Annotated in this window: 19 protein-coding genes; 13 read left to right on the top strand and 6 right to left on the bottom strand. The window is 73.4% G+C overall.

Going from position 1 to position 24,954, the window contains the following annotated elements; all coding sequences use genetic code 11:
* Window position 1: 1 nt before the first annotated feature.
* The 6 genes from OG861_RS12710 to OG861_RS12685 all read left to right on the top strand — a co-directional run bounded on the left by OG861_RS12710 (window position 2) and on the right by OG861_RS12685 (window position 12,262).
* The gene (locus OG861_RS12710; RefSeq protein WP_329197578.1) at window positions 2-2,467 is read left to right on the top strand and encodes a serine/threonine-protein kinase; all 2,466 of its coding nucleotides are present in this window, start codon (window positions 2-4) and stop codon (window positions 2,465-2,467) included.
* Window positions 2,468-2,590: 123 nt separating this feature from the next.
* Entirely contained in the window at window positions 2,591-5,068 is a 2,478-nt protein-coding gene (locus tag OG861_RS12705; RefSeq protein ID WP_329197580.1) for a serine/threonine protein kinase, read from the top strand.
* Between the two features lie 125 nt (window positions 5,069-5,193).
* Window positions 5,194-6,807, top strand: a complete 1,614-nt coding sequence (locus OG861_RS12700; protein ID WP_329197581.1) for a serine/threonine-protein kinase — start codon at window positions 5,194-5,196, stop codon at window positions 6,805-6,807.
* A 170-nt stretch (window positions 6,808-6,977) separates the two neighbouring features.
* Window positions 6,978-8,609, top strand: a complete 1,632-nt coding sequence (locus tag OG861_RS12695; protein WP_329197583.1) for a succinic semialdehyde dehydrogenase — start codon at window positions 6,978-6,980, stop codon at window positions 8,607-8,609.
* A gap of 24 nt (window positions 8,610-8,633) precedes the next feature.
* A complete protein-coding gene (locus OG861_RS12690) occupies window positions 8,634-10,433 on the top strand; it encodes a GMC family oxidoreductase (RefSeq protein ID WP_329197585.1) in 1,800 nt (599 codons plus the stop codon).
* A gap of 188 nt (window positions 10,434-10,621) precedes the next feature.
* Window positions 10,622-12,262, top strand: a complete 1,641-nt coding sequence (locus OG861_RS12685; protein WP_329197586.1) for a peptidase — start codon at window positions 10,622-10,624, stop codon at window positions 12,260-12,262.
* 337 nt (window positions 12,263-12,599) lie between these two features.
* On the opposite strand, the gene OG861_RS12680 is transcribed toward OG861_RS12685, so the two are convergent.
* Window positions 12,600-12,944 carry a chorismate mutase gene (locus tag OG861_RS12680; RefSeq protein ID WP_329202385.1) on the bottom strand — a complete coding sequence of 115 codons (345 nt, stop codon included), beginning with the start codon at window positions 12,942-12,944 and terminating at the stop codon, window positions 12,600-12,602.
* A 286-nt stretch (window positions 12,945-13,230) separates the two neighbouring features.
* On the opposite strand from OG861_RS12680, the gene guaA reads away from it, so the two are divergent.
* The 4 genes from guaA (at window position 13,231) to OG861_RS12660 (ending at window position 17,679) form a co-directional block, all read left to right on the top strand.
* Complete coding sequence (guaA, locus tag OG861_RS12675; protein ID WP_329197588.1) at window positions 13,231-14,823, top strand: glutamine-hydrolyzing GMP synthase; 1,593 nt, start codon at window positions 13,231-13,233, stop codon at window positions 14,821-14,823.
* 146 nt (window positions 14,824-14,969) lie between these two features.
* On the top strand, window positions 14,970-15,797 hold the full coding sequence (locus tag OG861_RS12670; RefSeq protein WP_329197591.1) for a class II aldolase/adducin family protein: 828 nt from the start codon (window positions 14,970-14,972) through the stop codon (window positions 15,795-15,797).
* Between the two features lie 94 nt (window positions 15,798-15,891).
* On the top strand, window positions 15,892-17,157 hold the full coding sequence (locus OG861_RS12665) for a hypothetical protein (RefSeq protein ID WP_329197593.1): 1,266 nt from the start codon (window positions 15,892-15,894) through the stop codon (window positions 17,155-17,157).
* 18 nt (window positions 17,158-17,175) lie between these two features.
* A complete protein-coding gene (locus OG861_RS12660; protein ID WP_329197595.1) occupies window positions 17,176-17,679 on the top strand; it encodes a DoxX family protein in 504 nt (167 codons plus the stop codon).
* Here the strand turns inward: OG861_RS12660 and OG861_RS12655 are convergent.
* Both OG861_RS12655 and OG861_RS12650 read right to left on the bottom strand, forming a co-directional pair.
* A complete protein-coding gene (locus OG861_RS12655) occupies window positions 17,625-17,849 on the bottom strand; it encodes a hypothetical protein (RefSeq protein WP_329197597.1) in 225 nt (74 codons plus the stop codon). The genes OG861_RS12660 and OG861_RS12655 overlap by 55 nt on opposite strands.
* Window positions 17,836-19,146 carry a PspC domain-containing protein gene (locus tag OG861_RS12650; RefSeq protein ID WP_329197599.1) on the bottom strand — a complete coding sequence of 437 codons (1,311 nt, stop codon included), beginning with the start codon at window positions 19,144-19,146 and terminating at the stop codon, window positions 17,836-17,838. Before OG861_RS12650 ends, OG861_RS12655 begins: the two co-directional genes overlap by 14 nt.
* A gap of 131 nt (window positions 19,147-19,277) precedes the next feature.
* Here OG861_RS12650 and OG861_RS12645 point away from each other — a divergent pair, with 131 nt between their 5' ends.
* From OG861_RS12645 to OG861_RS12635, 3 genes are all read left to right on the top strand, one after another.
* Window positions 19,278-20,567: a PspC domain-containing protein gene (locus OG861_RS12645; RefSeq protein ID WP_329197601.1), complete on the top strand. Its 1,290-nt coding sequence runs from the start codon at window positions 19,278-19,280 to the stop codon at window positions 20,565-20,567.
* Window positions 20,564-21,253, top strand: coding sequence for a response regulator transcription factor (locus OG861_RS12640; RefSeq protein WP_329197603.1), 690 nt, complete (start codon window positions 20,564-20,566; stop codon window positions 21,251-21,253). The genes OG861_RS12645 and OG861_RS12640 overlap by 4 nt, the downstream gene beginning before the upstream one ends.
* A 101-nt stretch (window positions 21,254-21,354) precedes the next feature.
* On the top strand, window positions 21,355-22,458 hold the full coding sequence (locus OG861_RS12635; protein WP_329197605.1) for an alpha/beta hydrolase: 1,104 nt from the start codon (window positions 21,355-21,357) through the stop codon (window positions 22,456-22,458).
* A 14-nt stretch (window positions 22,459-22,472) separates the two neighbouring features.
* Here OG861_RS12635 and OG861_RS12630 read toward each other — a convergent pair whose 3' ends face one another.
* From OG861_RS12630 to OG861_RS12620, 3 genes are all read right to left on the bottom strand, one after another.
* On the bottom strand, window positions 22,473-23,510 hold the full coding sequence (locus tag OG861_RS12630; protein WP_329197607.1) for a C40 family peptidase: 1,038 nt from the start codon (window positions 23,508-23,510) through the stop codon (window positions 22,473-22,475).
* Between the two features lie 98 nt (window positions 23,511-23,608).
* On the bottom strand, window positions 23,609-23,962 hold the full coding sequence (locus OG861_RS12625; protein ID WP_329197609.1) for a hypothetical protein: 354 nt from the start codon (window positions 23,960-23,962) through the stop codon (window positions 23,609-23,611).
* A 26-nt stretch (window positions 23,963-23,988) separates the two neighbouring features.
* On the bottom strand, window positions 23,989-24,942 hold the full coding sequence (locus OG861_RS12620) for an alpha/beta fold hydrolase (RefSeq protein WP_329197610.1): 954 nt from the start codon (window positions 24,940-24,942) through the stop codon (window positions 23,989-23,991).
* Window positions 24,943-24,954: the final 12 nt, after the last annotated feature.

The following is a 24,954-nucleotide window of genomic DNA, read 5'->3' as shown; positions in this document are numbered from 1 at the left end:
TGTGGACGCCGAGGAAGTTGCGCCGAAGCCGGTGCCTGCCGCAGGTGTTGCGAAGGCCGGGCCGGACAAGGCGGTCCCCGCGGCGCGCAAGCCCGCGCCCGGGGAGTCGGCTGACGCCGAGCCGGCGGCCGCGGAGGCGCAGGACGCCGAGGCTGCGGGCGGCGCGCCCAAGGATGGCGGGAGCGCGCTTGCGGAGGGCGAGCCCGTCGGGGTGAAGGCGCGGAGCGCCAAGCCGGTGGCCGCCGCAGGTGTTGCGAAGGCCGGGCCGGACAAGGCGACCCCCGTGGCGGGGAAGCGCGGCTCCGACGAGCCGGCTGACGCCGGGCCGGCGAAGGCTGCGCCTGTGGAGGCCGAGGACGTTGCGGCGAAGCCGAAGAGTGCCGGGAAGGCGGACCTGAACAAGGCGACCCCCGTGGCGGGGAAGCGCGGCTCCGACGAGCCGGCTGACGCCGGGCCGGCGAAGGCTGCGCCTGTGGAGGCCGAGGACGTTGCGGCGAAGCCGAAGGGTGCCGGGAAGGCGGACCTGAACAAGGCCGCTCCCGTGGCCGGGGTGGCGGGTGCCGGCCCCGGGGACGCCAAGGCGGAGGCGGCGGACCGCGGTCGGCTGCTGGCCGGGCGGTACCGGTTGGGGGCCGTGCTCGGGAAGGGCGGGATGGGCACCGTGTGGCGCGCCGAGGACGAGGTCCTCGGGCGGACGGTCGCCGTCAAGGAGCTCCGCTTCGGCAACGGTGTCGACGAGGACGAGAAGCGCCGCCTCATCACCCGTACCCTCCGCGAGGCCAAGGCCATCGCCCGCATCCGCAGCGGCGGCGCCGTCACCGTCTACGACGTCGTGGACGAGGACGCCCGGCCGTGGATCGTCATGGAGCTCATCGAGGGGCCCTCGCTCGCGGAGTTCATACGCGAGCACGGCACCCTGACCCCGCGTCGCGCGGCCGAGGTCGGGCTCGCCGTGCTCGACGTGCTGCGCGCCGCCCACCGCCAGGGCATCCTGCACCGGGACGTGAAGCCGTCCAATGTGCTCATGGCCGCCAACGGCCGCGTCGTCCTGACCGACTTCGGCATCGCCCAGGTTGAGGGCGACCCGTCCATCACCTCCACCGGCATGCTCGTCGGCGCCCCCTCCTACATCTCCCCCGAGCGCGCACGCGGCTACAAGCCGGGCCCGCCCGCCGACATGTGGTCGCTCGGCGGCCTGCTGTACGCCTCCGTCGAGGGAGTGCCCCCGTACGACAAGGGCTCCGCGCTCGCCACCCTCACCGCCGTGATGACCGAGCAGGTGGACCCGCCGAAGAACGCCGGGCCGCTGACCGAGCTGATTTACGGACTGCTGGCCAAGGACCCGGCCCAGCGGCTGGACGACGCCGGGGCGCGGGCCATGCTCACCGCCGTCATCAACGCCCCGGAGCCGGCGCCCGTCGCGGAGGTGCTGCCCCCGGCCGTCGAGCAGACGCGCGCCATATCCCTTGCCGACACCAAGGCCGCGGCCGAGAAGGCCGCGGCGGACAAGGCGGACAAGGCCGCCGCCGAGAAGGCGGAGAGGGCGGCGAAGGCGGAGAAGAAGGAACGCGAGCGGGAGCAGCGTGAGCGGGCCCGCGCCGCACTGAGGTCCGCCCGCAAGGCGGCTGCCGCCGCCGCGGCCGCCGAGGCGCCGCCCGCGCGGCCCGCGAAGGCCGTGGCGCCGCTGACCGATGTGATGCCGCGCCGCACCATAGCCCTGGCGATAGCCGGCCTGGTGGTGGTGCTGGCACTGGTCGGCTCCCTGATCGCCTACGCGCTCAGCGGTGACGACGCGCACAAGAACGAGGGCAAGGGCGGCCCGCAGCCGTCGGCGTCCAGGACCCCGTCGCCCCACGGTTCCGCGAACGGTTCCCCGGCCGCCAACCCGACCCCGACGCCCACTCCGACGCCGACCCCGACCCCCACCCCGAGTGCTCAGCCCAACAAACCGGGGCAGGGCCAGGGCCAGGGGCAGGGGTCCACCCCGGGGTCGCCGGGCGGCGGCGGACTTCCGTCCGGCTACACGCAGGTGACGGACGTTCGGTTCCACTTCTCCATGGCCATGCCCGACGGCTTCCACCAGACCGGGATCGCGGGCGAGAACTCCGGCGTCATCTACAGCCGCGACGGCGGCTTCCCGCGCGTGCAGGTCGACTTCACCGGCAGTCCCGGCAAGGACGCCCGCGCCGCCTGGGTCGAGATGGCCTCCGGCGTCAAGTCCAGCAGCACGGGCTACCGCTTGCTGCGCCTCGAAACCGTCGACTACCGCGGCTACCCCACCGTCGCCGACTACGAGTTCGAACGGGAGCAGCAGGGCACCCGGGTCCGGGTGCTCGACCGGGGTTTCCGGGCCGACCCCAACCACGGCTTCGCCATCATGATCAGCTGCGCCGCCGACCAGTGGGACGGGCCGGAGTGCACCCAGCTGCGCAACGCGGCGTTCCAGACCTTCCAGCCCCTGGGCTGAGCCGGGGCCCGGCGGGTCCCCCCGTCGGGGCGGGCCTCTTCAGGCCCGGGACGCGGGCGGCTCGGGCGACGTATCGTGTCCACGGGTACCAAAGGGGCCCGGCGCGCACTCGGGGGAGGCGGAGTGGAGGACTACGCGGGGCGGATCCTGGCCGACCGCTACCGTCTGCCGCTGCCGCCGTCGGACGAGTACGAGCTGGTCGAGACGCGTGCCTTCGACACGCGCAGCGGGCAGGAAGTCCTCGTCCGGCAGGTGCCGTTGCCGGAGGTCGTGGACGCGGAGCTGCTGGACGGGACGCGCGGGCCGGTCAATGGCCGGCGCCCGTCGGGGGAACTCCCCGCGGTGCGCCGGGCGATCGCGGCGGCGCAGGCGGCGGCTTCGGTGCCGGACCATCCGCGACTGGACCAGGTCTTCGACGTGTTCCCGGAGGACGGGTCGCTGTGGATAGTCAGCGAGCTGGTCCCGGCGAGGCCGCTGGCCGCGCTGATCGCCGATGAGCCGCTGAGCCCGTACAGGGCGGCGGAGGTGGCCTCCGACGTGCTGACCGCGCTGCGGGTGCTGCACGCCCACGGCTGGACCCACCGGAACATCACGGTCCGGACCGTGTTGATATGCGAGGACGGCCGCGTCGTCCTGACGGGCCTGGCGGCCGGCGCCGCCGAGGAGGCCCTGTGCGGGTACGACCCGGTACCGGAGGATCCCGGCGGCGGCGGTGTCGCCGAATGGGAGGCTCCGGACGGCGGTGCGCACGCGGAAGAGCCGTACGCCCCCGAGGCCGAGCCGTACGCGCCCGCCCCCGAGCCGTACGCCCCCGCCCCGCAGGCCGAGCCGTACGCCCCCGCCCCGCAGGCCGAGCCGTACGCGCCGGTCTACGCGCCGCTGGTGGCACCGGGGTACGACACCGGGCCGCGGTACTCCGACCACATCCGCCCCGACGACCGGACCCAGGACGGGGCCGACCGGGAGGCCGCCGCGCGCGCCGGGACCATCGCCGCCTACCGGGCCGGGGCGCGGGCCGCCGCCGCCCGGGTGGAGGAGGAGCGCCGGGCCGCGGCTGCGGACCTACCGGACGCCCTGCCCGGAGCTCTGCCGGAAGCCCTGCCCGGGGGGTCGAACCTGCCGCAGGGGTACTCGTACCCGTACGGCGGCCCGGACACCGCCGCCGCGCCCTGGCACGGCGCCACCCCGCGCGCGACCGGCCCCCGGCCGGGTCCCGCCGAGCTGCCCGCGCCCCGGCCCGCGTCCGGGCTGCCCGCGCAACTCGCCCTGCCCCGGGGCTACCGCCAAGCCGAAGCCCCCGACACCGGCCTCCACCCCGACGCCGACCCCGACGCCGACCCCGACACCGGCCTCCACCCCGACGCCGGCCCCGCGCCGCACCCCGCCCCGCAGGCCGCTGCCGACGGCTGGGCCGGCGGCCCCCGCACCGGCCTCGACGCCGAGCGCGCGCGGCAGACCCGGATGGCCGTCGTGGGGGCCGTCACCGAGCGGTGGGCGCCCGAACAGGCCGGCCCCGTGCACGGACACTGGCAGCTGGCCCCGCCCGTCGGCCCCGCCACCGACCTGTGGGCGCTCGGCGCGCTGCTGTACCGCGCCGTCCAGGGACACGCCCCGTACCCCGAGGACAGCGTCGCCGAGCTGGTCGAGATGGTGTGCGCGGAGCCGCCCGCCTTCGCCGAGGAGTGCGGCCCGCTGCGCCCCGTCGTGGAGTCACTGCTGCGCCAGGACCCCACCGAGCGGCCCGACTTCGAGGAGCTCCGCGGCTGGCTGCGGTCCCTGATCCGTTCCGCCCCCGAGCCCGACGCCGGCTTCGGGGTGCTGCCGATGGCGGAGCCGGACCCGGCACGGCTGCCCGTCGTGCGCAGGCGCGGTGACCTGCACGGCCGCCACCGCAGCGCGGACACCTCCCGCGCCCCGCGCTCCCTCGGGCGGACCCTGCTGGTCGGGATCCTCGCCGTCCTCGCCGCGGCGGTGGCGTACGCGGTGCTGTTCATGCCCCGGTCCGCCGGTCCGGGGGCGGCGGAGCCCCCCCGGGCCGCCACCGGCGCGCCCACGACGGCCCCGCCCGGCCAGGCCCCGCCCAAGGCGAGCGCCGGCACGCCCTCGGGCAGCCCCGAGTCCAAGCCGGCCCCGCAGACCAACGCCCCGGCGCCGCCCGGGTACACCACGCAACAGGACCCCGAGCACTTCGAGATCGCCGTCCCCCAGGGCTGGGAGCGGCGCGGCATCAACGAAGCGGGCCAGGTCCGCTACACCGACGGCCAGTTCACGCTGACCGTCGTGCCGGGCCGGGACAAGGTGGAGGGCGGCCCCGACCCGGCGACGTACCAGAAGGACAAGGAGCCGGAACTGTCCCCGTACCGCTCCTCCACCTGGGCGAGCGGCGGCGACGTGAAGACCACCAAGGTCGGCAACCAGCTGCGGGCCACCGGCCGGTACACGTGGATCGACGCCACCGGCCGGTCCGTCGTCGCGCGCAACTTCGTCGTCGCGCTCGGCGGCAGCTACCACGTGGTGCTGGTGACGGGTCCGCAGGACGAAGAGGGCAAGGTGACCGAGGTCTTCGACAAGGCCACGGCGAGTTACCGTACCGGCGGTTGACCGCAGATTGACGGACAGTCAGTACGGCGATTGCGTCACAGTGCTGTCTCACCGCCCCCGCGTGGTGGGAGCATCGGCCGGGTGCTCCGTAATCTGGCCCGAGGTGCACAGAGTGGCGGGGTTTCGTGGAACAGCAGACAGGTGCGGGCGCGGTGCTCGCGAGTCGGTACCGGCTCGTCGAGCCGATCGGCAGCGGCGGCATGGGCAAGGTGTGGCGCGCGCATGACGAGCTGCTGCACCGCACGGTGGCCGTCAAGGAACTGACGGCGGGTCTGTACGTCGCGCAGGCCGACCGGGAGGTCCTGCACGCGCGGACGCAGAAGGAGGCCCGGGCGGCCGCCCGGATCCAGCATCCGGCGGTGGTCACCGTCCACGACGTGCTGGAGCACGACGACCGGCCCTGGATCGTCATGGAGTACATCGACGGCCCCTCGCTGGCCGAAGCGGCCAAGGCCGCGGGCCGGATCGAGCCCCGTGAGGCGGCCCGGATCGGGCTGCACGTGCTGGGCGCCCTGCGCGCCGCGCACGCGGTCGGCGTGCTGCACCGGGACGTGAAGCCGGGCAACGTGCTGCTCGCCAAGGACGGCCGGGTGCTGCTCACCGACTTCGGGATCGCGGCGATCGAGGGGGACACCTCGATCACCCGTACCGGCGAACTGGTCGGCTCCATCGACTACCTGGCCCCCGAGCGGGTCACGGGCGGGGCCCCGGATCCGGCTTCCGACCTGTGGTCGCTGGGCGCGACCCTCTACACGGCCGTGGAGGCCCGTTCGCCGTTCCGCCGCACGTCGCCCATCTCCAGTCTCCAGGCCGTCGTCAACGACGAGCCGCCCGCACTGCGCCAGTCGGGCGCGCTGGGTCCGGTCATCACCGCCCTGCTGCGCAAGGACCCGGCCGAGCGGCCCTCGGCCCAGGAGGCCGAGCGGATGCTGCTGGAGGCGATGGAGGGCCGGGAGCCGAAGGCGGCGCAGGCGTACGTACCCACCCGCGCGGTCTCTGCGGAGGAGCTCGCCCCGGCGCAGGAGGCGCACGCGGAGCGGGCCCCCGAGACGCGGACGGCCCACCTCGAGGAACAGCCCGGGCCGGCTCCGGCGCCCGTCGTCCCGGCGGGCGGCCGGGTCCGGCGGGCCGCCATCGTGGCCCTGGTGGCGGCGCTGCTCGGCGGCGGCGGGGTCTTCGGCGTGCTCAAGCTGACGGGGGACACCCAGGAGGGCGGCGGCTCCGACAAGAACGTGAGCGCCCCGGACGGGCAGGCGAAGGGTGACAACGATGCCGTCGTCCCGCCGTCCGGCTGGAAGAAGGTCGTCGACCCGGCCGGTTTCTCGCTGTTCGTGCCGAACTCCTGGTCGCGCCGGATGGACGGCGACCAGATCGACTACACGCCGGACGGTGGCAGGCACTTCATCCGGATCGCCGTCGACAAGAGCCCGGACTACGAGAACCCGTACGTGCACCAGCTCGAGCTGGAGAAGCAGGTGAGCCAGCGGACCGACTACAAGCGCCACGACCTGCACGGGAACACCTTCCGGAACACCACGCACGCGGCCCTGTGGGAGTTCAGCTGGACCGAGAAGGGCGTCCAGGCCGGGCCGCGCCGGGCCATCGAGCAGATGTACGTGACGCCCGAGAACACCGAGTACGCGGTGTACATGTCGGGGCCCGCGGCCGACTGGGCGACGACCCGCCAGCAGTTCGACACGGTCCTCAGCGGCTGGCAGCCCGCCGCGAACGGGAGCTGAATCCGCCCCGGCCGGTGGCCGGACCCGCCCCGGCCGGTGGCCGGACCCGCCCCGGCCGGCCGCCGGAACCGGCGCCGACCGGTCATCCTGCCAGTGAACACTGGCGTTCATGGCAAAATCCGGTTACCCACGGGTACCCAAAGGCCCCGGGGCGGCATACGCTCACCGCCATGACGGACTCGCAGGCCCCCGCCGCCCCCCTCTGCTCCGCACCCCAGCCCACCAACCCGGTGGCCGCCGCCCCGGCCGGCGCCCGCACCGCGGCCGACGTGGTGACCCCCGATCTGGTCACCCGGCTGACCCGCGGGGTGATCGGCTCCGGCCGTACCGCGAACCACTCGCCCTTCACCGGCGCCAAGCTCGCGGACCTGCCCGAGGCCACCCCCGAGGAGGTGGCCACGGCCTTCGACCGGGCCCGGGCCGCACAGGGCGCCTGGGCGGCCGTCCCCGTACGCAGGCGCGCGGCCGTCCTGCTCCGCTTCCACGACCTGGTCCTGGAGCGGCAGGCCGAGGTGCTCGACCTGATCCAGCTGGAGACCGGCAAGGCCCGCCTGCACGCCCACGAAGAGGTCCAGGCCGTCGCCGTCGGCGCCCGCCACTACGGCCGCAAGGCCGCCTCCTACCTGCGGCCCAAGAGCCACACGGGGGCGATGCCCACGTTGACCAAGGTCACCGAGCTGCGCCAGCCGCGCGGTGTCGTCGGTCAGATCGCCCCGTGGAACTACCCCCTCGAACTGTCCGTCGGCGACGCGCTGCCCGCCTTCGTCGCCGGCAACGCGGTCGTGATGAAGCCCGACACGGAGACCGCGCTCACCGCGCTGTGGGCCCGTGACCTGCTGATCGAGGCGGGACTGCCCGCCGAGGTGTTCCAGATCGTGCTCGGCGAGGGCCCCGTCGTCGGCCCCGAGGTGGTCCGGCACGCCGACTACGTCTCCTTCACCGGCTCCACCCGCACCGGCCGCGAGGTGGCCCAGGGCGCGGCCGCCCGCCTGGTCGGCGTCAGCCTGGAGCTCGGCGGCAAGAACGCCATGCTCGTCCTGCACGACGCCGACGTGGAGAAGGCGGCCGCGGGCGCCGTCCGCGCCTGCTTCTCCTCCGCGGGCCAGCTGTGCATCTCCATCGAGCGGATCTACGTCCACGCCTCGGTCGCGGACGCGTTCGTCGAGCGCTTCGCCGCCCGTACGAAGGCCATGCGGCTCGGCAACTCCCTCGCCTATGGCGCCGACATGGGCTCCCTCGTCGGAGAGCGCCAGCTGGAGACGGTACGGCGGCACGTGGACGAAGCCGTCGCCAAGGGCGCCACCCTGGTCGCGGGCGGCGTCGCCCGCCCCGACATCGGCCCGCTCTTCTACGAGCCGACCATCCTCGACGGCGTCGACGCCCCGATGGCGGTGTGCGGGGAGGAGACCTTCGGGCCCGTCGTCTCCGTCTACCGGTTCACCGACGAGGACGAGGCCGTCGCCCTGGCCAACGCGACCCCGTACGGGCTCAACTCCAGCGTGTGGACCAAGGACGCCCGCCGCGGCCACGCCGTCGCCGCCCGCCTGCGCACCGGCACCGTCAACATCAACGAGGGGTACGCGCCGGCCTACGGCAGCGCCCAGTCGCCCATGGGCGGGATGAAGGAGTCCGGCCTCGGCCGCAGGCACGGCTCCGAGGGCATCCTCAAGTACACCGAGGCACAGACCGTCGCCCACCAGCGGCTGCTGCCGATGGCGCCCTCGCTGGGCATGGACGACGAGAAGTACGCCGAGTTCATGACCCGCAGCCTCAAGATCATGAAGGCTCTCCGCCTGCGCTAGCAGCACCGACCGGGAGGCACGGCAGTGTCGCACGACCACGGCAACGCATACGACTACGACGTCATCGTCATCGGATCGGGCTTCGGGGGGTCGGTCTCGGCACTGCGGCTCACCGAGAAGGGGTACCGGGTCGGCGTCCTGGAGGCAGGACGCCGCTTCACCCGCGAGAGCCTGCCCCGCACCAGCTGGGACCTGCGCAACTACCTGTGGGCCCCGGCGCTCGGGCTGTACGGGATCCAGCGCATCCACCTGCTCGGCAACGTGATGGTGCTCGCGGGCGCCGGGGTGGGCGGCGGCTCCCTCAACTACGCCAACACCCTGTACGTGCCGCCCGCCGCCTTCTTCGAGGACCGGCAGTGGGCGTCCATCACCGACTGGCGCGAGGAACTCGCCCCGTACTACGACCAGGCCAAGCGGATGCTCGGCGTACGGCTCAACCCGACGATGACCCCCTCCGACGTCCACCTCAAGGCCGTCGCGGAGAAGATGGGCGTCGGGGACTCCTTCCACATGGCCCCGGTCGGCGTCTTCTTCGGGGACGGCGAGGACGCCGACGGGCACGGGAAGGCCCGGCCGGGCGAGGAGGTGCCCGACCCGTACTTCGGCGGCGCCGGGCCCGCCCGCAAGGCCTGCACCGAATGCGGCGAGTGCATGACCGGCTGCCGCCACGGCGCCAAGAACACCCTCGCCGAGAACTACCTCCACCTCGCGGAACGCGCGGGCGCCGTCATCCACCCCATGACCACCGTCACCGCCCTGTCCGAACACCCAGACGGCGGCCACCGCGTGCGCACCGTGCCGACCGACAACCGGCGCAGGGGTCCGGCGAAGGTGCTGCGCGCCCGGTACGTGGTCGTCGCCGCGGGTACGTACGGCACCCAGACCCTCTTGCACGCGATGAAGGACCGCGGTGAACTTCCCCGCGTCTCCGACCGGCTCGGCGACCTCACCCGCACCAACTCCGAGGGCCTGGTCGGCGCCCAGACCGACGACCGCCGCTACCGCAGGCGCCACGGTGCCGCCGCCCGGGCCGACTTCACCAGGGGCGTGGCCATCACCTCGTCGGTGCACCCCAACGCGGACACCCACATCGAGCCCGTCCGCTACGGCAAGGGCTCCAACGCCATGGGGTTCCTGACCATCCTCCAAGTCCCCCACCACAAGCACCGGGTACGGTCCTGGTTCGCCCGGACCGCCACCCACCCGGTGCAGCTGCTGCGTTCGCTCTCCAACCGCCGCTGGTCGGAGCGGACCATCATCGGCCTCGTCATGCAGTCGCTGGACAACTCCCTGACCACGTACCGCAAGCCCGGCGGTCTGGGCAAGGGCCTGCTGACCGCCCGCCAGGGCCACGGCGCGCCCAACCCGGTACAGATCGCGGAAGCCACCGAAGCCGCCACCCTGCTCGCCGAGGAGATCAACGGCTTCCCCGGCAGCAACGTCGGCGAGCTCATGGGCACCCCGTTGACCGCGCACTTCCTCGGCGGCTGCCCGATCGGCGCCTCGCCCGAGGAGGGCGTCGTGGACCCCTACCACCGGCTGTACGGGCACCCGGGCATCTCGGTGGTCGACGGTGCGGCCGTCTCCGCGAACCTCGGCGTCAATCCGTCGCTGACGATCACGGCGCAGGCGGAGCGGGCGATGTCGTACTGGCCCAACAACGGTGAGCCCGACCCGCGTCCCGAGCAGGGCGCCGGATACGTCCGTCTCGCCGCGGTGGAACCGGTCGCCCCGGCCGTCCCGAAGGAGGCCTTCGGCGCGTTGCGGCTGCCGTTCCTCGCGGTGCCGCAGGTTCCGCCGCGGCAAACGGAATCCGGGAACTGACGGCTCGGGACCCCGGTACGACAGCGGCGGGCACCGCGCTCCCCCTCCGAGCGCGGTACCCGCCGATCACACATGAGTGACCGGTGGCCGACGTAGAAGGTTGTAGCGGAATCCCCTCAAGGGGGCTGTGGTGTCCATCACACAGCGGGGCGGGCAACTGGACCGCACGTTCGGGGGTCAAGGGGGACATGAGAAAGCGCATCTCCCTGCTGGCCGCGTGCGGCCTGGTGGCCCTGGGGACGGCCGCCATTCCCGCGAACGCCGCGGACTCCGTCTTTCCCCTCGTCGGCCCCTCCGCCCTGGAACTCCCGCTGCCCATGGACGGCGCCGGCGCCAGGGAACAGCGGCTGAGCATCACCCTGGACCACCCCGCCACCGGCGCCCCCTTCGCCGGCCTGTTCACGGTCGACCTGCGCAAGGTGGCCGGGGTCGCGACCGTCAGGGACCACGCGAGTGACTCCTCCCACCAGTGCGAGGAGAAGGACGGCGAGCTGGTCTGCGCCTACAAGGGCCTGCCGGTCAGCCTCGAACTGGACGTCGCCGCCGCGAAGGGCGCCGCGAAGGGAGCGACGGGCGAGATCACGGTGACGGGCAAGGTTCCCGGCGCCACCGTCACCCCCCTCACCACCAAGGTCAGCGTCGGGGGCCCCGACCTGGTGATGCGGGAGATGCAGCTCAAGAAGGACCTCAAGCCGGGCGAAAGCCAGCCCATGCCCCTCGTGTTCGCCAACGAGGGCACGCAGGCGGCGAAGGGCGTGGTCCTCGAACTGGGCACGACGCGCGGCATGGAGCTCGTCGAGGCGTACGACAACTGCCGCACCCGCACCGCCGGTGACCTGACCACCGTCCTGTGCACCGTCGAGGGGGACTTCGTCCCCGGCGCGGTCTACGAGCTGGCCGGTGACAGCCCGCTCCACATCAAGGCCACGAAGCGCGCCTACGACGACGTCTTGCGCTACGGCATCTACCCGGCCGGCGACGAGCCGAAGGCCGCGGCGTCGAGCAGCAAGGCCCGGGCCGGCCGGAAGCTGGGCGTGAGCCCCGCCAAGAGCGCCCCGGCAGCGCCCGCGCTGCGCGCCTCGGACCTGAACCCGGGGGACAACCGGCGCGAGTTCGCGTTCCACACCGAGAACACCGCCGACTTCACGACGAGCCCGGTGTCCCTCAAGGGCAAGGTGGGCGACACCCTCTCCACCGCGTTCGTGTTCGAGAACAAGGGCCCGGCCTGGATCCACGCCGCGAACCCGGCCGACTCCCTGGCCCGTACGGTCGTCGTCGTCCCCGAGGGCGCGAAGGTCACCGCCAAGCCGCAGGAGTGCCTCGCCGTCGACGCGGACGGCACCAAGCGCGCCGAGCAGCTCGGCGCGCCGCGCTACGAGTGCGCGCTCGGCAGCCGGGTCGGCGAGAACGAGAAGGTCGTCTACCCCTTCGACGTGAAGATCGAGAAGGTGGTGGAGGACGCCAAGGGCACCGTCACCGTCGGCGACTGGGGCACGAGCGCGCCGCGCCCGCACGCCTTCGACCCGAACGCGGCGGACAACACCGCGGCCGTCGTCATCAACGCCAAGGGCGGTACGGGCACCGGCCCGAGCCCGAGCCCGTCGGCGAGCGGCAGCCCGTCTCCGTCCCCGACGCCGAGCGCGAGCGCGTCGGCGAGCGCCTCGCCCTCGGCGAAGGCGTCCGCCGCCGGTACGGGAACCACCGCGCAGGGCGGCAACCTGGCCTCCACCGGCAGCACGGTCGCACCGATCGCCGTCGGCGCCGCGGCGCTGGTCGCGGCGGGCGGCGCGCTGTACGTGGCCGTCCGTCGGCGGGGCGTCCGCGGCTAATTCCTGTCGCCGGGACAGGGCCCGGCGGTCCTGGGGGCAGGGCCTTGCGGTCGCCCCCGGGGAGTGAGGTGAGAACGGCCGGTCCGGGGCGTCCCCCGGGCCGGCCGTCCTCTTGGGGGTGACCGGGCTGCTGTCCCCTGCCGTCCGGTCACGCGCGGGAGCGAGGTCCCACGACGCACGCCCGCCGGGCGGTGCGTCTCATCGCTCCCGTGGAGCCACGCGTGGTGGTGCCGACCCGCGCCTGGCTGGCGCGGTCACCGGCATCAACGAAGGCCCGCGGTGCCGGTCACGCTCCGGACGGGTGAAGAACAACCGGCCACCGGGGCGCCCGAAGGCCTCAGACGCGGCCGCGGCACAGCTCCAGCAGGGTCATGGCGAGCGAGGTGCCGGGCTTGCCGAGGGCGTCGCTCCAATGGGAGAGCACCTCCATCTCGCGGGACAGGTGCACCCGTCGGCCGCCGGAGGAGATCCGGGCCTCCTGGATGACCGTCGAGACGGCCATCCGCTCGTGGATCAGGCCGATGATCCGGTCGTCGATCGCGTCGATGCGCTCGCGGGAGTCGGCGATCAGCTGCTCGGGGGTGGTGGTGATCGTGGTCATGGGGGTTCTCCTGTGGGTCGTGCCGTCAGGAGCGGAAACGCGGAGCGCCCCGGTCCTGTCGGACCGGGGCGCTCTGGGAATTCAGCGGCTCAAGCGAGCATCACGAGGACCCATGGCGACCGGACCGGCCGGTGCCATAGGTAAAGAGGAAGCTCAGCTGCTTGCGCATGGGACGGATTATTACCCTCCGCACCCCTCGCGGCCAACCCGGCCCGGATGGTGAGACGCGTCCCCGGGTGCTTTTCGTGAGCCGCCCGTCACCTTGGGTGACGGCCGCAGACCTTCGGACGGTACGACGAACCGGGGGGTGCCACCGCCGTTAGAATCGACAAAACAGCCACCTTTTCTCCGCCGGAAGGCCGCCCCCGTGCCAGAAGCACCCTCCGCCGCCCACGACAACGCCCCGGACACCGTTCTCGTCGTCGACTTCGGCGCGCAGTACGCCCAGCTCATCGCCCGCCGCGTCCGCGAGGCACGGGTCTACAGCGAGATCGTGCCCAGCACCATGCCCGTGGCCGAAATGCTGGCCAAGGACCCCAAGGCGATCATCCTCTCCGGCGGCCCGTCGTCCGTGTACGAAGAGGGCGCCCCGCAGCTCGACCGCGCCATCTTCGAGGCCGGGGTTCCCGTCTTCGGCATGTGCTACGGCTTCCAGCTGATGGCGACCACCCTCGGCGGGCAGGTCGACAACACCGGCGCCCGCGAGTACGGCCGCACCCCCCTTGCCGTCTCCAAGTCCGGCTCCACCCTCTTCGAGGGCACCCCCGAGAACCAGTCGGTGTGGATGTCGCACGGCGACGCCTGCTCCGCCGCCCCCGAGGGCTTCTCCGTCACCGCCTCGACCGACGTCGTCCCCGTCGCCGCGTTCGAGAACGACGAGAAGAAGCTGTACGGCGTGCAGTACCACCCCGAGGTCATGCACTCCACGCACGGCCAGCAGGTGCTGGAGCACTTCCTCTACCGCGGGGCGAACCTCAAGCCCACCTGGACCACCGGCAACATCGTCGAGGAGCAGGTCGAGGCCATCCGCGAGCAGGTCGGCGACAAGCGCGCCATCTGCGGCCTCTCCGGCGGCGTGGACTCCGCCGTCGCCGCGGCCCTCGTCCAGAAGGCCATCGGCTCGCAGCTGACCTGTGTGTACGTCGACCACGGTCTGATGCGCAAGGGCGAGACCGAGCAGGTCGAGAAGGACTTCGTCGCCGCAACGGGCGTCCAGCTCAAGGTCGTCGACGCACAGGAGCGCTTCCTGAACGCGCTCGCCGGCGTCTCCGACCCGGAGACCAAGCGGAAGATCATCGGCCGCGAGTTCATCCGCGTCTTCGAGCAGGCCCAGGCCGAGATCATCGCGGAGGCCGAGGGCGGCCCGGCGGTGGCCTTCCTGGTCCAGGGCACCCTGTACCCGGACGTCGTGGAGTCCGGCGGCGGCACCGGCACCGCCAACATCAAGTCCCACCACAACGTGGGCGGCCTCCCCGACGACATCGAGTTCGAGCTCGTCGAGCCGCTGCGCCAGCTGTTCAAGGACGAGGTCCGGATGGTCGGCCAGGAGCTCGGCCTGCCGGACGAGATCGTCCACCGCCAGCCCTTCCCTGGCCCCGGCCTCGGCATCCGCATCGTCGGCGAGGTCACCAAGGAGCGCCTGGACCTGCTGCGCGAGGCCGACGCCATCGCCCGCGAGGAGCTCACCGCGGCCGGCCTGGACCGGGAGATCTGGCAGTGCCCGGTCGTCCTGCTCGCCGACGTGCGCAGCGTGGGCGTGCAGGGTGACGGCCGCACCTACGGCCACCCGATCGTGCTGCGTCCCGTGTCGTCCGAGGACGCGATGACCGCGGACTGGACGCGCATGCCGTACGAGGTCCTCGCGAAGATCTCCACCCGCATCACCAACGAGGTGGCGGACGTGAACCGCGTGGTCCTGGACTGCACCAGCAAGCCGCCGGGCACCATCGAGTGGGAGTAGGGCCGCCCGCGGAGGGGGGCAGCCCCTTCCGAAGCGCCTGACGGAGCCGCCGTTCCCTGGGGGGAGCGGCGGCTCCGCCGCGTGTATGGCCTCTTCGGGCGGGCGCCGGTACCTTGCGCCGCGACCCGAGACGAAGGAGGGGGGCCGTGGCCGAACGACCCGTACCGGTACCCGTACCCGTGCCCGCGGAGCGGCTCGGCTTCGCGATGCCGCCGGTCTTCGCCACCGCCAGGGAGGCCCGGGCGCACCGCAGGGAGCGGCTCACCGAGGGGCTGCGGCTGCTGGGGCGGCTGGGGTACGAGGACGGGGTGGCCGGGCAGGTCTCCGTACGGGACCCGGAGTTCGAGGACTGCTACTGGGTGAACCCCTTCGGGCGGGCCTTCGGCTCGCTCACCGCCGACGACCTGCTGCTGGTCGACGGGGAGGGCCGGGTGCTGCGGGGGGAACGGCGGGTGAACCAGCTGGCCTTCGCCGTGCACGCCGCCGTCCACCGGGAGCGGCCCGCAGTGGTGGCCGTCGTACGCACGCAGGGCCCGTACGGCAGGGCGCTGGCCTGCCTCGGTGAACTGCTGGCCCCGGTCACGGAGGAGGCCTGCGCCTTCTACGAGGACCACGCGCTGCTGGACGCGTTCGCGGGGGCGGACGACCCGGCGCGGATCGGGCGCGCGCTCGGCCCGTACAAGGCGCTGATCCTGCGCAACCGGGGCCTGCTGACCGTCGGGGACTCCGTGGAGGCGGCGCTGTGGTGGTTCATCGCCGCCGAGCGGGCGGCGCAGGTGCAGCTGATCGCGCGGGCTGCGGGGAAACCGGTGCCCATCGAGCACCGCGCGGCGGTGGCGACGCGGGAGCGGTTCGGGACGGATCTGGCCGCCTGGGTGAGCTACCAGCCGCTGCGCCAGACGGTGGCGGACGCGCCCCCGCCGCACGGCACGGAGGGCAGCCGGACGGGTGACGTCAACATCATGAACGGTTAATCACCTGCTCTGACATCGTGCGCAATCCGGAGCACTGCCGCAGTGGTGCACAATTCGCTGGCATTGCACCGAAGTTCAGAGAGGCGGCACGCACGTGGCTGTCCAAGAGATCCCCCGAAGCACCCACGGCGGCACCTGCACCTGCGACGACTGCCCGCACGGCGCACGGGAGGGCCACCGCCGCGCGGTGGCCGCGTTCCTGGAGAAGCGGGAGGAGTTCGCCGCCGGGCAGGGCCTGCCGGCCGCGGTGGCCCGTTCCGCCGGGGCGTCGCGGCAGTGGGTCTCCGACGAGCTGACCCTGTCCGCGCGCACCGTCGCCGACCGGGGCCGCGAGGCCGGTCACTCCTGGCTGTACCTGCTCTCCCGCCGGGCCGTCCTCACCCTGTGGATCGCCGCCGGAGTGCTGCTGGTGGTCCAGATCGGCACCGCGCTCGGCACCGGCTGGTCCACCGCCCGCACCGCGGGGCTGCTGGCGGCGCTGGTGCTGGCCGGGCTGCTGACCGTCGCCGCACGGGCGCAGTCGCTGCGCGGCGGACTGCTGGCCCCGCTGGTCGGCGAGGACAACCGGCTGTCCACCTCCAAGGCGGTACCGGTCGCCTGGCTGGTGCTGACCGCCTTCGCCGCACTGCTGCCCGCGCTGCGCCTGGCCGCCTCCTCGCCGGGACCGGAACGCCAGGCCCTGTACCAGGGGCTCGCGCTCGGGCGGGCGCTGCCGCTGCTGGCGGTGCTCGCGCTGACCTCCGGCGTGGCGGTGCTGGTGCGCCGGGTGGTGTGCGTACGCATCATGGGCCAGCGGCTCCAGAAGCTCCCCGCGGACCAGCCCAGCGGCGCCGACCTGCTGACCGACGACGCCGGGCGGGGCAGCTTCCCCGACGCCCAGTACGTGCTGGTCTCCACGGTGGTGCTGGCCTTCGCGGCGGTGTCGCTGGCCCGCTTCCCCGACCGGCTGCCGCGGCTGCCGTGGGCGCTGACCCTGCTGGTGGCGCTGTCGGCGGCGGTGTACCTCGCGGCGAAGTACGCGGAGGGCAGCCGACCGCTGGTGTTGTCGGTGGTGCGCAGACGGGAGCCCGGGGACCTGGACGCGGCCGTCCGCCCCGGCGACGACATCGAGATCCGGGGCGTGGGATTCGTGCCGCCCGGGGCGCAGACGCCGGAGATGCTGGCCCGGCTGGTGGTGCGGATCGGGGCCGTGCACGTCCACGTGCCGCTGGTGCCGGTGGCGGGCGGCTTCGCCAACCCGTCGGACACGGTCCTGACGGTGCCGGTCCCCGCGGAAGTGGAACCCGGGCGCATCGAGGTCCAAGTGGTCACCGCCGCAGGAGTGGAATCCAACCGCTGCACCATCGACGTGGCCGAGTGAACCGGGTACACATGGGGCGTGACCCGAACTGATGTTGCTTCCGCCGCCCCTTCCGGCCCGCGGGACCGCGCCGCCCGGTACGCGCTCCTCCCGCTGCGGATCTTCCTCGGCGTGACCTTCGTCTACGCGGGTCTGGACAAGCTGACCGACTCCGCGTTCCTGTCCGCCTCCGGCCCCGGTTCCATCGGCGAGCTGATGCACGGCGTACGGGACACCTCCGCGGTCCCCGCCCTGGTGGACCTGGCCCTCAACGCCCCCGTCGGCTTCGCCGCGGCCATCGGCGTCGGTGAACTGCTCGTCGGCCTCGGCGTCCTCGCGGGCCTGCTGACCCGGCTGGCGGCCACCGGCGGCGCGCTGATCTCGCTCAGCCTGTGGCTCACCGTCTCCTGGGCCGTCTCCCCGTACTACTACGGCAATGACCTGGCCTACCTGATGGCCTGGCTGCCGCTGGTCCTGGCCGGGGCGCCCTACTGGTCGCTGGACGCGCTGCTGCGCTCGCGCCGGTCGCGGCGCACGGCGTAGGTCACCAGACCGGCCAGGGCGGCCAGGGTGAAACCGCCGACCGTGAGCGGGACGACGGCGTACCACGGCGCGTCGGTCTCGCCGGTCGCGTCGAGCAGGTAGAGCACCCCGCCCGCGAGCAGCACCAGGCCCGCGATCAGCCGTCCAGGCTGGAACTCATGACGCCGCACGGGCCACCTCCACCTGTCCCACACCCGCGTCCAGGTGCAGCTCGATCGTTCCGCCGGCTTCGGTGCCGGCGGCCGGGGGCAGCGTCGCCCGCCGTGTCTCGCCACCGCTCTTGATCCGCACGTCCCGGCTCGACTCGCCGGGCAGCCGGATGTCGCCCACCCGGATCGAGATGTCCGTCTGCGCGGTGACCTCGCGGGGCACGACCACCTTGAGCCGGCCCGCGTCGATCGACGCCCGGATGCTCAGGGTGCTGCCCTTCGCCACGTCCAGGCGGCTCAGGTCCAAGGTGGCGAGCCCGGTCCCCGAGGTGTACTGCGGCCGTACGTCGGCCACCGCGGCCGGCCGCCACCGCACGTCGTGCCAGTCCGTACTCACGTCGCGGGGCAGCGCCGCCGCCCCCGCCAGCAGACCGGCGGTGATCAAGGACAGCAGGATCGTGCCGAAGCCGGTGCGGCCCTTGAGCGAGCTGACCGCGAGGCCCAGTCCGAAGACGGCCAGCGCCGCTGCCAGCCCGACCTGGAGGGCGTGCGAGAGGGTGCTGCCCTGCCACACCGCCGCGCAGGAACCCCCGCCCGCCAGCAGCGCCAGGACGAACACCCTGCCGCCGATCCCGCCCGACCGGACCGCCGCCCGGGAGGGGGACGCGGCGGCCGCCGGGGCCGGGCCGCTCGGGGCCGCGCTGTCGTCCGGCCCCCACAGGTAACCCGTCGAGCCGACGGGGCCGGTGGTGCCGTCCTTCACCAGCGGATCCCGCCACCAGGAAGGAGTGCCGGGCACGGGCGGCGCCTGGGTCTCGGGCGGCGGCACCGGCCGGTGCGCGGCCGCCGACCGCTGGGCCTCGGGCGAAGCCGGCTCCGGCGGCGCCGAGGCGCGGTGGCGCCGGGACCAGTAGGCGGCCCCGCCGAGCGCCAGCACCACGAGGATCGAGAAGATGCCGAGGCCGCCGTTGTCCAGCATCGACAGGAACAGCGCGCATCCGACCAGCGCCGCGAACAGCGCCGCGAGCGTCGCCCCCTCGACCCGGCCCGTGAGCAGCTTCTTCGCCTCGGAGTCCTCCTCGCCGTCCAGCGGGAGGAACAGCCAGGCGAACCCGTAGAAGATCAGGCCGACGCCTCCGGTGACCGCGAGCACACCGAGCACGATGCGGAAGACCACCGGGTCCAGGTCGAAATACCGGCCGAGACCGCCGCACACGCCCGCGAGGACCTTGTCGCGTTTGCTGCGGCGCAGCGCAGGACGCCCGTCCGGGGCGGCGGCCCCGGCATCCTGCGGCGGGGAGTCGTGTACTTCGGTCATGGGTCCATGTTGACGGGCCGCCCGGACCCCCGGCATCAGGCCCGACCCTGGCACAACCCTGATATCCCCCGGGTTGAACTGGGGGAACGCCCTGATGCCCCCGGACCTCCGGGCATGTGACCATCGGTGACATGCCCGTAGCCGCCGCCCCCCGCATCCCGAACGCGCCGAAGGACCCGGAGGACGCCCCGCACCGCAAGCTCTACCGCAGCGCCGACGGCCGGATGCTCGGTGGGGTCGCGCGCGGACTCGCCGGGCACCTCGGGCTGCCCGTGATCTGGGTCCGGCTCGTGTTCCTCGCCATGTTCATGTGGGGGGACGGCCTCGGCGTGCTGCTGTACGCCGCGTTCTGGGTCTTCGTACCGCTCGGCGTGGGCGGCCGCACCGGCCACCGCTCCTACTTCGAGACCCTCCCCGACGGCACCCGGCGGCTGCGCAAGCCCGACAAGGGCCAGGTCACCGCACTGGTCGCGCTGTGCGTGGGCGCCGCCATCTACTTCTCCCAGCTGCGCGTCGGCGGCTCCAACGGCCGCTACATCTGGCCGACGCTGCTGGTCGGCGCCGGGGTCGTCCTGGTGTGGCGGCAGGCCGACAACGCCCGCCGCGCCCACTGGAGCGCCGCCGCGGGCCGCCAGAAGCGCCTGCTCCAGGCCGGCCGGGCGCTCGCGGGGGTGGCACTCGTCGGAGTGGGCCTGACCGTCTTCATCGTCGTACGGGGCTCCGCCGCGCAGCTGGGCAACGTACTCACCGCCACGCTCGCCGTCCTCGTCGGCGTGGCCCTGCTCGCCGGGCCCTGGCTGATCCGGATGACCCAGGACCTCTCCGAGGAACGCCTGATGCGCATCCGCGCCCAGGAACGCGCCGAAGTCGCCGCCCACGTCCACGACTCGGTGCTGCACACCCTGACCCTGATCCAGCGCAACGCCGAGGACGTCGGCGAGGTGCGCCGCCTCGCCCGCGCCCAGGAACGCGAGCTGCGGAACTGGCTGTACAAGCCCGAGGGCACCGGCAAGGACGAGGCCGAGGAACCCGCCACCCTCGCGGAGGCCGTGAAGAAGACGGCCGCCGAGGTGGAGGACCACCACGGCGTCCCCATCGAGGTCGTCGTCGTCGGCGACTGCCCGCTCGACGAGAAGCTGGCCGCCCAGATCCAGGCCGCGCGCGAGGCGATGGTCAACGCCGCCAAGTACGGTGGCGACGGCGGGCCGGTACAGGTCTACGCGGAAGTCGAGGGCCGCACGGTGTTCGTCTCCGTACGGGACCGGGGGCCGGGCTTCGACATCGACGCGGTACCTGACGACCGCATGGGCGTACGAGAATCGATCATCGGCCGGATGCGGCGCCACGGCGGGACCGCACGGCTGCGGTCCGCGCCCGACGGCGGCACGGAAGTCGAGCTGGAGATGGAGAGGGCGGCATGACCGACGACAGCGGGGCGCAGCAGACCAGGAACGTCCGGGTGGTGCTCGTCGACGACCACCGGATGTTCCGCACCGGCGTGCAGGCCGAGATCGGCGACACCGCCCGGACCGGCGTCGAGGTCGTAGGCGAGGCGGCCGACGTGGACCAGGCCGTCACCGTCATCACCGCCACCCGCCCCGAGGTGGTGCTCCTCGACGTGCACCTGCCCGGCGGCGGCGGAGTGGAGGTGCTGCGGCGCTGCGCCCCGTTGATGGCGGCGGCCGAGAACCCGGTGCGGTTCCTGGCCCTGTCGGTGTCGGACGCCGCCGAGGACGTCATCGGGGTCATCCGCGGCGGTGCCCGCGGCTACGTCACCAAGACCATCACCGGCACCGACCTGGTGGACTCCGTCTTCCGCGTGCAGGACGGCGACGCGGTGTTCTCGCCGCGCCTCGCGGGCTTCGTGCTCGACGCGTTCGCCTCGACGGACGCCCCGCCGGTGGACGAGGACCTGGACCGGCTCACCCAGCGCGAGCGCGAGGTGCTGCGGCTGATCGCGCGCGGCTACGCGTACAAGGAGATCGCCAAGCAGCTGTTCATCTCCGTCAAGACGGTCGAATCGCACGTCTCCGCGGTCCTTCGCAAGCTCCAGCTCTCCAACCGGCACGAGCTGACCCGCTGGGCGACGGCCCGCCGCCTGGTCTGAGGGGCCCGCCGCCGGGCGGTCCTCCGCCGCGGCGGCTGTGATCAACGACGCACCGGGGAACGGGAACCCCGGTGCGTCCGCCGCGCCTCTTGGCAGGCGTGATGAGCTTGACCGGCACCCCCCTGTTCGCCACGGCGATCGCCCTGACCGTGCTCGCCGTACTGCTGCCGCTGCTGCTGTGGGGCAGGGCGCGCGGGCCGGTCCTCGTACGCGTCGCCACGCGCTGCCTGATGGTGGCCTTCGCCCAGCTCACCGCCGTCGCGCTGGTGTTCGTCGCGGTGAACCGGCAGGAGACCTTCTACGCCTCCTGGAGCGATCTGCTGGGCACCGGCAGCTACGTCACCGCCGCCCCCGACCTCGGCGCGGACGGGCTCGGCGGCAAGAAGGTCGAGGCCGAGCCGAAGGTGCGCCAGGACTTCCAGCCGGTCGAGGGACTCGGCGGCCGCGTCAGGAAGACCGAGCTCGACGGCAAGGTCTCCGGGGTCAAGGGCGACGTCATGGTGTGGCTGCCGCCCCAGTACGACGACCCCGCCTTCAAGGACAAGAAGTTCCCCGTGGTCGAGCTGATCCCGGGCATACCGGGAACGGGCAAGTCCTGGTTCCAGGGCCTCAAGGCGCACGAGGTACTGGAACCGCTGATGAAGAGCGGCAAGGTGCAGCCGTTCGTCCTGGTCTCGCCGCGCGCCATGCTGCTCGGCAACGCGGACACCGGCTGCGCGAACATCCCGGGCAAGGTCAACGCCGACAGTTGGTTCAGCGTCGACGTCCGCAAGATGGTCACCGACAACTTCCGGGTCTCGGCGGAGCCCCGCACCTGGGGCGTCGCCGGGTATTCGGCCGGCGCGTACTGCGCCGCCAAGCTGGCGATCAACCACCCGGACCGGTACGGCGCGGCCGTGTCCCTGTCCGGCTACAACGACCCGGGCCAGGAGCCCTCGTCGCTGATCGCCAAGGACCCGGAGCTGCGCCGCACCCACAACCTCAAGAACGTGCTGACGGCCGCGCCCGCGCCGCCGGCCGTGTCGCTGTGGATGTCGGGGGCCGAGCAGGACGGCTACCTGTCCGGCCTGGACCTCCAGGCGATCGCGAAGAGCCCGACCACCGTGCACGCGGAGCGGGTGACCGGGGGCCACAACCTCGACTCGTGGTCCAAGCAGATCCCGCAGACCTTCGGCTGGCTGAGCAAGACGGTCAAGGCGCCGTAGGACCCGGCCGTCGGCTACGCGGGGCGGGCCGCCCCGGCCCAGGGCATCGAGTCGATGGGGGCGACGCGGACCGTCGCGCCGGGGTGCGGGGCGTGGATCATCTTGCCGTCGCCGATGTAGAGGCCCACGTGCGTGATGCCGGAGTAGAAGAACACCAGGTCGCCGGGGGCCAGCCGGTCGCGGGAGACGCGCTGTCCGGCGTTGATCTGGGTGTAGGTGGTGCGGGGCAGCGAGACCCCGGCCGCGCCCCAGGCCGCCTGGGTCAGGCCCGAGCAGTCGAAGGAAGCCGGTCCGGTGGCGCCCCACACGTACGGCTTGCCGACGGCCCCGTACGCGAACGCCACCGCGCGGGCGGCGCGGCTCCCGTCCCCCACCGGGACGGACGACGGGCTCTGCGGTCCGGAGGCGGGCGCGGACTGCGCCTCGTAGGCGGCCCGTTCCTCGGCGGTGAGCTTGTCCAGCAGCCGCTCGGCGGCGTTCAGCTTGCCCTCGACGGCGGCCTTGGCGGCGGCGAGTTCGTCCTGGCGCGCCCGCAGGTCCGCGAGCCGCCCGGCCGCCTGGTCGCGCACCCGGTCGGCCTCGTCGAGCCCGCGGCGTACGGAGGCCACCTCCGCGGCCGTGCGGTTGCCGGTCCGGGCGAGGAACGCGGCCCGGTCGAGGTACTCCTGCGGGTTCCCGGACATCGCCAGTTGGACGGCGGGCCCCAGACCGCCGCTGCGGTACTGGCCGGCGGCGAGCGCACCGAGCGCGCTGCGGGCCGCGTTCAGGCGGTCGGCCTTGCGGGCGGCCTCGTCGCGCAGGCCCGACAGCGCGCGCTCGGCCTCGTCGGCCTTCACCTTCGCCCCGTTGTACTGCTCCGTTGCCGCTTCGGCGTCCTGGTAGAGCCGGTCCACCTCCGCCTTGACCTGGGTGGGCGTCTGGCGGGGCTCGGCCTGCGAGGTGCCTTCGAAGGCGGTGGCGGTGGCAGCGCCCGCAAGGGCGAGGGTGGTGGCCGCGGTCCGTACGGGGCCGCCGGAGAGCGGGCGCTGCCTGGGCTTTCGATGACTGGCCACGGGGGCGTCACGTCCTTCCGTTGGTCTTGGGGGAGGACGCTAAGCCTGGAGGTAACGGAGAGATGACGGGATGCTCCGAACTGACCGTTAGTGAACGGTCAGTGCCAGAGGACGGCGATAAAGATATTGGCCATGGTCAGACCGCCGACCGCGCCGAACAACGCCTTGTCCACCCGCTCCTCGTCGCGCTTGACGTAGACCAGCGCCAGGACGACGAACAGGACCGCCAGCTTCACACCGATCTTGACGTTGTCGACGGTGCCGCCGTCCATCTCGCGGAAGCCCACCAGCAGCACGCCGGTCACCAGCATCGTCAGCGCGCCGTGCAGCATCGCGGGCACGAAGCGGGCGGTGCCGGCGCCCATCGCCTTCATCTGCGTGAGGAAACCGCCGAGGAGCGAGGCTATGCCGATGATGTGAAGGCCGAGGAAAACGCTGATCAGTACGTCCATGGCGTCGAGCGTACGGGGGCTCCCGGTCACCCCAGGAAGCGGGTCAGCTGCTCCACGACGGCCTCCGGCCGCTCCTCCGGCAGGTAGTGGCCGCTGCCGTCGACGCGGACGACGCGGGTGTCGGTCCCGAGGGCGGGAACGGCCGTGACCAGGCTCTCGTAGTTGCTGTACTCGCCGCCGAGGGCCAGGAGCGGCGCGGTCACCGGGTCGTACGTCGCGAGGTCGGCGATGTCCTGGGTGAAGGTCCGGTACCAGTCGTTGGCCGCCCGCACGGCCTCCGGTGCATCGTAGGCGCGGGCGTACACCGCGCGGGCGTGCGCGTCGACGGAGTCGGGGTCGGCGCAGGCGTGGTCGAAGAGCCAGTCCAGCAGGACGCGGGAGCGGCCGGCGAGCAGCTGCTCGGGCAGGCCGTGGACCTGGTTGAAGGCGAACCACCACTTGTGGAACACCCCTTGTCGCGGGAGCAGGGTCTCGTGGGCCCAGCTCTCCTCGGGGTGGGACACGTCCAGGAGGGCGATCTTGCGGGTCGCCCCGGGGTGGTTGGCGGCGTGCGCGTAGGCCACCATCGCGCCGATGTCGTGGCCGACGACGTGCGCGGAGCCGATGCCGAGCCGGCCGAGCAGCGCGTGGAGGTCGTGGGCCAGGGTCTTCTTGTCGTAGCCGGCCGCGGGCTTGGCGGAGCCGCCCATGCCGCGCAGGTCGACGGCGAGCACGCGATAGCGGGCGGCGAGAGCGGGCAGCACCTTGCGCCACTGCCACCAGGTCTGCGGCCAGCCTCCGAGGAGCACGAGCGGATCGCCGCTGCCGCCCTGGACGTAGTGCAGGCGGGTGCCGTTGACGTCGGCGTGGTGGCTGGTGAAGCCGCCGTCGAGGGAGGCGGCGAGGGCGGCGTCGGACAGGGGGTCGGACAGGGCGTCGGGCGTGGCGGCGTCGGGCGTGGCGTGGGTCATGGCGGCGTCGGGCACGGCGGCGTCGGTCATGGGGGTCCTTCC

Source organism: Streptomyces sp. NBC_00539 (assembly GCF_036346105.1).
Classification (GTDB): domain Bacteria; phylum Actinomycetota; class Actinomycetes; order Streptomycetales; family Streptomycetaceae; genus Streptomyces.
Note: the sequence above shows the minus strand (reverse complement) of the source record. Positions and strands in the feature narration are given on the sequence as shown.